This is a genomic window from Oerskovia sp. NPDC057915, assembly GCF_042887685.1.
Taxonomy (GTDB): domain Bacteria; phylum Actinomycetota; class Actinomycetes; order Actinomycetales; family Cellulomonadaceae; genus Oerskovia.
In genome coordinates, this window is the sequence record NZ_JBHVOS010000018.1 from 21,605 (window position 1) to 31,174 (window position 9,570).

Genomic DNA, 9,570 nt, shown 5'->3' on the forward strand with positions numbered 1-9,570 from the left:
TGCCGCCTCCGTCGAGAACCCGGAACTCCTCGAACAATGGTGACAGACAGGTGTCACCAGGGCCGCGCGAGGGTGGGTCCATGACCACTTCAGCGCAGGGCTCCAGCACAGAGCAGCAGGTCCACGTCGTCCTCGTCCCGGGCTTCTGGCTCGGGGCGTGGGCGTGGGACGACGTCGTCCCCCATCTCGAGGCCGCGGGCCTCGCACCGCACGCCGTGACGCTCCCCGGGCTCGACGACGTCGCGACCGACCGCAGCCGCCTCACCCGCGAGGACCACGTCCAGGCGGTCCGCGACGTGATCGCGCCCCTCGTCGGGGACGTCGTGCTCGTGGGGCACAGCGGCGGCGGCCCCGTGATCCACGAGGTCGTCGACCGCGACCCGGCGCGCATCCGACGCACGGTCCACGTCGACACGGGTCCGCTCGTCGACGGCGCGTCGCTCTCGCCGGACCTGCCCGCAGGGACGGTCGAGGTGCCGCTGCCCTCGTGGGACGAGCTCGCCGCCGCGGGGTCGAGCCTCGACGGGATCGACGAGGCCGGGCTCGCACGGTTCCGCGCACGCGCCGTGCCCCACCCGGGCGGCGTCGCCGGGGGTCGGGTGCACGTGAGCGACCCGGCGCGTCTCGACGTCCCGGCGACCGTGATCTGCACGAGCCTGCCCTCGGAGGTCCTGAAGCAGATGGCGCACCCCGGGCCGCCCCTGCACACCGAGCTCGGCGAGCTCGACGTCACGTACGTCGACCTGCCGACCGGTCACTGGCCCATGTTCTCGCGACCCGCCGACCTCGCGGACGAGATCGTGCGGGCGGCGCGGGCGTAGTCGGAGGCTGTCGAGAACGAGGTTGAGGTCGTCCTGGGGTCCAGGACGACCTCAACCTCGTTCTCGACGTGGGCGCGGCGAGGGGCGGGGGCTACGACCCGGCTTGGACCGTGACCTCGACGAGCGCCGCGTCGCCCAGAGCGCCCGGGGCCACGACGACACCGCGCTCGCGGTAGTCACCGGCCCGCGGCGAGGCGGGGACCACGACGGGGGTGTCCGGGCCCGAGCCCGCACGGACCTGGACGCCGGAACCCTCGGCACCGATCCGGAACACGACGGTGCGCGCCCGGCCCCCGAGCTCGAGGTCGACGGTGAGCCCGTCCGCCGTCGCCGGCAGGACCGGGTCGACGACGAGCGCGCCGGCCTGCTCGGTGAGACCGAGGACGCCCTGGACGAGCTGGCGCAGGTAGATCCCCGGCCCGCTCGAGTAGACGCGCCACCCGCCCCGCACGCCGACCGACCCGTCGCGGAGCTTGTCGAAGTCGCGCGCGAAGCTCGCACGGTCCGGGAAGTCCGCGTCGCTCGACGAGAAGTACGCGTTGCGCTGGCGCGGTGCGGCGTGCGCGATGCGGTCCCCGAGGTCGAACGGGCTGATGCGCAGGAGCTCGTCGAGCGTCCGACCGCGGCCCAGCGCGGCGAGCGCCTCCGCGTAGCGGATGTGCGCGTGCACGTACATGAGGCCGACCTCGCGCCCGACGTTCGCGGCCTGCTCGGCGCGCTGGAACGTGTGCGGGATCCCCTCGTCGAACGCGGCGGGGTGGTCCATGAGCCGCACCCCGTCGGGGAAGTGGAGGTGCTCGGCGATGAGTCGCTCGTGCTCCTCGGCCTCGGTGAGGGTGAGGATGCCCGCCGTGATGGACTGGTTCATCGGGATGAGCCGGTAGCGCATGCCGGTGCTGGTGTCCCGCGGGTGGATGACGAGCTCGTCGCCCTGCTCGCCGTGCCGCAGGTACCCCGCCATGACGCCGTCGACGAGCGCGCGCTCGCGCAGGTCGGTGCGGACCGAGGAGGCGAGGGTGGCGGCGCGGGCCGAGAGCGGGGCCAGGTCGTCGCAGCCGCCCGTGGTGCGGGCAAGGAGGTCGGCCGCCTGGACGAGGAGCGCGGACGTCCACGTCGAGGCCAGGTTCGTCCGCATCTGCGGGTCGGCGGGCTGGAGCGTGTCGTCCCAGTCCCCCTCGCCGTAGGCGGGCAGCGACGTGCCGGGCAGCAGGTCGGTCTCGAGGTGGTCGAGGATCCGCTCGACGTGGTCGAGCACGGTCGCCTCGGCGTCCGGCCCTGCGGCGGCGGGTCGGCGGTGCGCGTGGTCCCAGAAGGGCACCTTCTCGTCGAGGATCGCGACGTCGCCGCTCGCCTCGAGGTACTGGGCGAGCGCGAAGAGCGGCCAGACGACGACGTCTCCGTGCGACGAGTCGTTGTAGCGCTCGGCGTACTCGTCGAACATGAACCACTGCGGGAACCCGCCCCAGGTGTGCTGGTGCGCGAGGACACGCAGCACGATCTGCCGCGCGATGTCCTCACGGCCGCCGGCGAGCGCCAGCTCGAGCGGCCCCTGGCAGACGTCGCGGGTCCCCCACGCCGCGCCCGAGTACTGCTCGAGCCCGTGCGGGACGAGGAAGTGGATGAGCGCGTCGTGCGCGTACCAGGGGACGAGGAGGTCGAGCTCCTGCGTCTGGAGCTCCGGGTGCGGCTGGAAGCGCAGGCCGCGGACCAGTCCGCGCACGGTGTCGAGGTGGCCCGCGAGCGTCGCCTCGAGATCGTCGAGGGGGTCGTGCTCGGGAGCGAGGAGCTCGAGCGCGGCGGCGTCGCCGTGGAGCGAGCCGGAGATCGCGACGGCCAGACCGCCCGAGCCCGTCGTGCTGGACAGCCGGTGCGCCGAGGCGTCGTCGAGCGCGATCGGAGCGGTCGACGTGACGGCGTAGCGCAGGTCGGGGTAGTGCGAGTCGACGTCGCCGTCCGCGACGGGGCGCAGGACGACCGTCCCCTCGGACGTGTGCTCGGCCACCCAGCCGCCGGCCTCGTCGTCGAGCTCGAGGGTCGCCGTGACGCGCAGCCCGCGCTCGCACCGGACGCTCACGTCGATGCGGTCGCGCCGGTGGTGGGCGACGGTCCGCACGTCGACGCGGCCGAGGGGCGTCTCGTACACCCAGTGCACGCCGCCCACGTCGAGGACGAGCGCGGACGGCACGCCCAGCAGGTGGGCGCCCTCGCCGTCGTCGACGAGGACCCGCAGCCCGCTGCTGCGCAGCAGGTTGAGGTGGTGGCGGTGGACCGACGCGAGGCGGTTGGCGGTGGTGTTGCCGAGGACCACGTGCGAGACGAACACACCGGGAGCGAACGCCGTCGCGGACAGCACCTCGTCGGTGGGCAGGACCGCATCCCCGGCCTTGAGGACGTGGCCGTGCGACCGCTCGGTCAGGGTCTCCTTGCGTCCGTCGACGACGTGCGCCCCGTCGGGGGTGAAGAAGGACAGCAGCGTGCCGTCGGCGTCGCGCTCGGGCAGCAGGACGTCGTCGGCCGCGAGGTCGAGGGCCGCGAGGAGGTCGGCCTCGTCGAGCGCGTCGCCCGACAGCAGCGGGGCGTCGCGGAGCACCGAGCCGGTCGTGGGCAGCGGGTGCGCGGCACGCTCCTGCGCGGCGGTGGCGACGGCAGCGGCGGCCCACCGGTCGATCTCCTCGACGGTGTCCGCGAGCGGCCCGCGGGCGTCCAGGTCGACGACCGTCACGGCATGGACCTGGGCGGTGCCCGTCGACAGGTCGAGGGGCCGGGACACGAGCGTCTGCATCGCGTACTCGTACTGCAGCACTCCCGAGGTGACGGGGCCGAGCAGGCCGTGCGGGACGCCGTCGTGGCGCGCCAGCGGGGTGAAGACCTGGAGGGAGTCCGTGAGGTGGGCGGTGGCCCCCTCGACGAGGAAGGTGACGGCGAGCGGCAGCCTCGGCTGCGCGGACATGGTCTGGCGGCTGGCGAGCACGGTGCCCGCGGCGGGGTGCGTGAGCGCCCGGTGGAGCAGGTACTGGCAGACGTACGCCTCGCTCGACAGCGCGGCCGCGGGCGGCGCCAGGGCGAGGTCCTGGACGTGCACGACGTCGTAGCCGGTGCGGGCGTCCGTGCCCGGTCCGACCGTGAGGTCGACACGCCACACGAGGGTCCGGTCGGCCACGGTGAGCGCGACGCGCGACGTCAGCCCGAGCGCCTCGCCGGACCACACGACGCGGTCGGTGCCGGTCTCGACGCCCGTCACGGCGGGCGCGGAGCCGGTGAGCCGGGCGACCTCGACCGTTCCGTCGGCGCGGGTCGCGCGCAGGAGGACACCGCCAGGCATGCGGTCGTGCTCACCGGGGAGGTACTGGTTGACGAGGAGCCCGCCCGTCCGGACGGCATGCACGTCGCCGCCGGTCGTGAGCTCGACGGTCATCTCGCCCGAGGCGAGCGTCGTGCCCGCGGGGGCGGCGGTCATGGCGGTGGTGGTCACGTGGACTCCTGCTCTGTCGTCTGTTCATCGATGGCGCGCGCGGCGCCCTGGTCCGGCTGCAGCAGCGCGACGAAGTGGTCGAAGAGCGCGACCATGTCGACGTTCTCCGGGTCCAGCAGCCACTGGAGCTGCAACCCGTCCATGACTGCGGAGAAGAGCTGGCCGATCGCCTGGGGATCGACCTCGGGGCGCAGCTCGCCGCGATCGATGGCGTCCCGGAAGCGGGTGTCGTCCTGGTGGCGCAGCGCCCGGTAGCGGTCCCGGACGACGTCGTGCGCAGGGTGGCTCGGTTCGGTGGCCTCGGCGGCGACGACGACGTGCAGGCCGACGAGCCCGGGGGTCTCGGCGTTGCGCCGGACCTGGTCGCGGATCGTGGCCAGCAGGGAGGCGCCGTCGGTCTCCGACTGCGTGCGGCGCTCGAGATCACGCCGGTCGCGCTCCTCGATGGTCGCCGTCAGGAGGCCCGCCTTGCTGCCGAAGTGGTGCAGGAGGCCGGCCTCGGAGATCCCGACACGGGCAGCGATCTCGCGCAGCGAGCTCCCTCGGAAGCCCTGCTCGCCGAACACCTCGACCGCGGTCCGCAGGATCTCCCGCCGGCGCTGCTCGCCACGGACCAGGCGGCCGTCCGGACGCTTGCCACCGTTCGGGGCCTTCGGGGTCGTCATCGTGTCGGCAGCTCGGGCACCAGGACCGCTGTCGGTCATCACCGTCTCCTTCGTCAGCATTTGATCGGTATCCACCGTATGGTGCCGGACACCACTGGTGAAAAGACTAACCGAGCGCACGCTATGGTAGTTTCACATCGGCTCAGAGATCGAGCCGAACACTCGATGAGGAGGATTGCTCATGAAGCTCGGACGCAAGGCGGTCGCCGTCGGCATCGTCGGACTCCTGGCACTGACCGCCTGTGGGCGCGCGGACGAAGGGTCGGCAGAGAAGCCCGGCGCCTCGTCCAGCACGACGGTGGACGACTCGCCCGCGAAGGGCGACATCACCGTCTGGGCCATGGGCGAGGAAGGCGAGAAGCTCCCTGACTTCGTCAAGGGCTTCACCGACGAGAACCCGGACGCGAAGGTCCAGGTCACCACCATCCCGTGGGCCGACGTCATGACGAAGTTCCAGACGGCCGTCGCCGCCGGCACCGTGCCCGACGCGATCATGATCGGCACGTCGTTCATGCCGACGATGGTCTCCACGGGAGGCCTCGCGCCCGTCCCGGACGGACTCGTCGACAGCGCCGACTTCGTCGAGGGCGCTGCCGCCTCGACCGTCGCGGACGGCGTCGAGTACGGCGTGCCGTGGTACGTCGAGACCCGCGTCATGTACTACCGCTCGGACCTCGCGCAGGCCGCCGGTGTGGCTGCTCCCACGACCTGGGACGAGCTCACCGCCTTCGCGCAGGCGATGAAGACGAACGGCTCCACGTACGGCCTCCAGCTCCCCATGGGCGACGCCGAGGACTCGACGCAGGTCATCCTCCCGTTCTACTCGCAGGCGGGCGGCTCGATCTTCAACGCGGCCGGTGACGCCTACGACCTCGACAACCAGGCGATGATCGACGCGCTCGACTACTACGCCTCGTTCTTCACCGAGGGCCTGTCCCCCCTGGCGGGCTACGGCGACACGCAGAACAGCGCGTTCGTCGACGGCTCCGACCCGGCCTTCATCTCCGGGCCGTGGATGGTCAACGTCCTCGCCGACATGCAGGGCGAGGACTGGGTCGAGCAGAACGTCGCGACCATCCCGGTCCCCGCGGGCACCGCGAACAACGACTCCTACATCGGCGGCGCGCACCTGGGCGTCTTCAACGAGGCCAAGAACGCCGACGGCGCCTGGAAGCTCGTCCGCTGGCTCGCCGACCCCGAGACGCAGCAGGAGTGGTACGCCGCGACGAACGACCTCCCGGCCGTCAACAGCGCCTGGGACGACGAGGCCCTGACCTCCAACCCGCGCACCCAGGTGCTCCAGCAGCAGCTCGAGAACACGATCGCCCCGCCGACCGTCCCGAGCTGGGACGAGCTCTCGGCCACGATCGAGACCGAGGCCGAGAAGGTCGCGAACGGTCAGGTCACGTCCGAGGACGCGGCGAAGACGATCCAGGCCAAGGCCGACACGCTCGGGCTCGGCTGGTAAGTCCACGCCATGACAACGACCACCGAGGGGCGGCGCCGACGTTCGGTCGGCGCCGTCCACCGGCGACGTCAAGCCGTCGTCGCCTGGCTGTTCGCGCTGCCGTTCGTCGCGGTCTTCTCGGTCTTCATGCTGGGACCGTTGCTCGCGTCGTTCGGCATGTCGTTCTCGGATCTCACGATCCGTGACATCAAGACCCCCTTCGCGGTGAACTTCGTCGGACTGGACAACTTCGCCCAGGTCTTCCAGGACGAGCTCTTCCGCAAGGCCCTCGTCAACACCTTCTTCTTCGTGGTCGTCGGCATCCCGCTGACGATGGCGCTGGGCCTTGCCCTGGCCGTCGCCCTCAACTCGGGCATCGAGAAGTTCCGCAGCGTCTTCCGCGTCGGGTTCTACACCCCGGTGGTGACCTCGATCGTCGCCGTCGCAGTCGTCTGGCGGTTCATCCTCCAGGACTCCGGCCTCGTCAACACGGTGCTCGGCTGGGTCGGCATCAACGGCCCCGACTGGCTCAACGACAGCACCTGGGCCATGCCCTCGATCATCGTCATGGCGGCCTGGCGCAACATGGGCACGCTCATGATCATCTTCCTCGCCGGTCTCCAGGCCATCCCGCGGGACGTCTACGAGGCGGCCGAGGTCGACGGTGCCGGTGCCTGGCGCCGCTTCCGCTCCATGACGGTTCCCCTCATGCGCCCCACGCTGCTGCTCGGCGCGGTCCTGCTGTCCGTCGGCTTCCTCCAGGTTTTCGAGGAGCCGTTCGTGATGACCAAGGGCGGCCCCGTCAACTCCACGCTGACGATCAGCTACTACGTCTACAACCAGTTCGGCTACGGCAACTACGCGTTCGCGTCCGCGGCGGCGTACGTGCTCTTCGCACTGATCGCGGCCCTCGCGGCAGTCCAGTTCCGCCTGCTGCGGTCGAAGGAGGATTGACATGTCCCTCACGTCCTCGAAGGTCGCTCCGGCGCCGACAGGCACGAGCGCGGGCACGACGACGCGCCGACCCCGACGCCCGATCCGCTGGTCCCGCGGTGCCACGTACACCGCGCTCGTCGTCGGGCTGCTGCTGACGCTCATGCCGTTCATCTGGATGCTGCTCGGCAGCTTCAAGACGCAGGGCGAGCTCCTGCAGCGGCCCATCACCTGGTGGCCCGAGAACCCCACGCTCGAGAACTACGAGAAGTGGCTGTCCCAGCTCAACTACGGGCAGTTCTTCACCAACTCGATCGTCGTGGCCGTCGCCGTCGTGCTCGGCAACATCGTGTTCTGCTCGATGGTCGGGTACGCGCTCGCCAAGATGCGCTTCCCGGGCAAGAAGGTGCTGTTCGCGCTCGTCATGCTGACCCTCATGGTCCCGGGCGTCGTGACGCTCGTGCCCATGTTCGTCCTGGTGTCGAACATGGGGCTCGTCAACACCTACCCGGCGCTCGTCCTGCCGTTCCTCGCAGGGCCGCTCGGGGTGTTCCTCATGCGCCAGTTCATCCTCGGGATCCCCGACGCGCTCATCGAGGCCGCCCGGATCGACGGCGCGGGCGAGTTCCGCATCTTCTTCAGGATCGTCCTGCCCCAGTGCGGGCCGCCGCTCGCGACGCTGAGCATCCTCACGTTCCTCGGCTCGTGGAACAACTTCCTGTGGCCGCTCGTCGTCGCGCAGACCGAGAACATGTACACGCTCCCGGTCGCGCTCTCGCTCTACTCGGTCGGGTCCAACGGCACGTACTACGGCCTCCTCATGGCCGGCTCGGTGCTCGTCGTGACCCCGATCCTGATCCTCTTCCTCTTCCTGCAGCGCTACTTCGTGCAGGGCATCGCCATGACCGGAATCAAGTAGGAGAACGTCGTGCCCCTGAACTTCCCCGAGCCCTTCGCCTGGGGCGCCTCGACGGCCGCCCACCAGATCGAGGGCAACAACGTCAACAGCGACTGGTGGGCGCGCGAGGTCGCGGCCGACTCGACCCTCGCCGAGCCGTCGCGTGACGCCGCCGACAGCTACCACCGGTACGCCGAGGACATCCGGCTGCTGGCCGAGTCCGGCCTCACGTCCTACCGCTTCTCGATCGAGTGGGCGCGCATCGAGCCCGCCGAGGGCATGTTCTCGCGTGCCGAGCTCGACCACTACGGCCGCATGGTCCAGTGCTGCCTCGACCACGGCGTCACGCCGCTGATCACGCTGCACCACTTCACGTCCCCCCGGTGGTTCACCGAGGACGGCGGGTGGACCGACCCGCGCTCGGTCGAGCGCTTCGCACGCTACGTGGAGCGCGTCCTCCCGCTGCTGGACTCCGCCTCGCACGTCTTCACGATCAACGAGCCCAACATCCTCGCCATGATGATCACGGCGGCCAAGGGTGCGGAACAGCTCCAGGCGGGCACGATGCACGCGCCCGACCCCGTCGCGACCGAGAACCTCATCGCGGCGCACCGCCGCGCGGTCGAGCTCGTGCGCACCGTCGGGGTGCCCGTGGGCTGGCCCGTGGCCCCGCAGCAGTTCTTCGCGGACCCGGGTGCCGAGGACGTCCTGCGGGAGTACGCCTACCCGCGCGAGACCGTGTTCCTCGAGGCCGCCCGCGGCGACGACTTCGTCGGTGTCCAGGCCTACACCCGCACGCGCATCACGGTCGACGGGCCCCTGCCCGCTCCGGAGGACTCCGAGAAGACCCTCACCGGCTGGGAGTACTACCCGCCCGCCATCGCGGAGGCGGCGCGGCTGGGGTACGAGATCACGGGCCTGCCCGTGCTCGTCTCGGAGAACGGCATCGCGACGGCCGACGACGCGCGCCGCATCGACTACACGCGTGACGCCCTGCGCGCCCTGCGTGCCGAGGTCGAGGCGGGGCTGCCGCTCATCGGCTACCTCCACTGGTCGCTGCTCGACAACTACGAGTGGGGCTCCTTCGCACCGACCTTCGGGCTCATCGGCTGGGACCCGGAGACCTTCGAGCGCACCCCCAAGCCGAGCCTCGGCTGGCTCGGTTCCGTCGCGCGCGGCGAGATCTCGCTCGACGACTGACCCACCTCACCGGCAGCCGGCAGCCGAGAACGGGGTCGGGGGGGGGGGGGGGGCGGCCGCGAGCCGCCACACCCCCAGCGGGAACCCCAGGGACGGCCCGCCGGGGGCGTCCGCCCCCCGCGGGGGGGGCAGGC

6 protein-coding genes and 2 pseudogenes are annotated in these 9,570 nt (G+C 71.4%); 6 read left to right on the forward strand and 2 right to left on the reverse strand.

Annotation, left to right across the window (positions count from 1 at the left end; genetic code table 11):
* Positions 1-80: 80 nt before the first annotated feature.
* Positions 81-821 (forward strand): alpha/beta fold hydrolase, encoded by a 741-nt coding sequence (locus tag ACFVQ3_RS13075; protein ID WP_387639637.1) that lies wholly within the window; start codon positions 81-83, stop codon positions 819-821.
* Positions 822-912: 91 nt separating this feature from the next.
* On the opposite strand, the gene ACFVQ3_RS13080 is transcribed toward ACFVQ3_RS13075, so the two are convergent.
* Entirely contained in the window at positions 913-4,293 is a 3,381-nt protein-coding gene (locus ACFVQ3_RS13080; protein ID WP_387639640.1) for a GH36-type glycosyl hydrolase domain-containing protein, read from the reverse strand.
* Positions 4,290-4,958, reverse strand: coding sequence for a TetR/AcrR family transcriptional regulator (locus ACFVQ3_RS13085; RefSeq protein ID WP_387639643.1), 669 nt, complete (start codon positions 4,956-4,958; stop codon positions 4,290-4,292). Before ACFVQ3_RS13085 ends, ACFVQ3_RS13080 begins: the two co-directional genes overlap by 4 nt.
* Positions 4,959-5,139: 181 nt before the next feature.
* Between ACFVQ3_RS13085 and ACFVQ3_RS13090 the strand changes: the two genes are divergently transcribed.
* From ACFVQ3_RS13090 to ACFVQ3_RS13110, 5 genes and pseudogenes are all read left to right on the forward strand, one after another.
* Positions 5,140-6,426 carry an extracellular solute-binding protein gene (locus ACFVQ3_RS13090; RefSeq protein ID WP_387639645.1) on the forward strand — a complete coding sequence of 429 codons (1,287 nt, stop codon included), beginning with the start codon at positions 5,140-5,142 and terminating at the stop codon, positions 6,424-6,426.
* A 9-nt stretch (positions 6,427-6,435) separates the two neighbouring features.
* Positions 6,436-7,359 carry a carbohydrate ABC transporter permease gene (locus tag ACFVQ3_RS13095; protein ID WP_205307556.1) on the forward strand — a complete coding sequence of 308 codons (924 nt, stop codon included), beginning with the start codon at positions 6,436-6,438 and terminating at the stop codon, positions 7,357-7,359.
* Between the two features lies 1 nt (position 7,360).
* Positions 7,361-8,257 (forward strand): carbohydrate ABC transporter permease, encoded by an 897-nt coding sequence (locus ACFVQ3_RS13100; protein ID WP_387639648.1) that lies wholly within the window; start codon positions 7,361-7,363, stop codon positions 8,255-8,257.
* A gap of 9 nt (positions 8,258-8,266) precedes the next feature.
* Positions 8,267-8,869, forward strand: a pseudogene (locus tag ACFVQ3_RS13105) (family 1 glycosylhydrolase); the annotation flags it as partial.
* 105 nt (positions 8,870-8,974) lie between these two features.
* Positions 8,975-9,433: pseudogene (locus tag ACFVQ3_RS13110) on the forward strand (family 1 glycosylhydrolase); the annotation flags it as partial.
* Between the last annotated feature and the right edge of the window lie 137 nt (positions 9,434-9,570).

What these genes read in the sequence shown, in the direction of transcription:
- ACFVQ3_RS13075 (WP_387639637.1), top strand. Translation starts at nt 81, where the DNA reads ATGACCACTTCAGCGCAGGGCTCCAGCACAGAGCAGCAGGTCCACGTC.
- ACFVQ3_RS13100 (WP_387639648.1), top strand. Translation starts at nt 7,361, where the DNA reads ATGTCCCTCACGTCCTCGAAGGTCGCTCCGGCGCCGACAGGCACGAGC.
- ACFVQ3_RS13090 (WP_387639645.1), top strand. Translation starts at nt 5,140, where the DNA reads ATGAAGCTCGGACGCAAGGCGGTCGCCGTCGGCATCGTCGGACTCCTG.
- ACFVQ3_RS13095 (WP_205307556.1), top strand. Translation starts at nt 6,436, where the DNA reads ATGACAACGACCACCGAGGGGCGGCGCCGACGTTCGGTCGGCGCCGTC.
- ACFVQ3_RS13085 (WP_387639643.1), bottom strand. Translation starts at nt 4,958, where the DNA reads ATGACGACCCCGAAGGCCCCGAACGGTGGCAAGCGTCCGGACGGCCGC.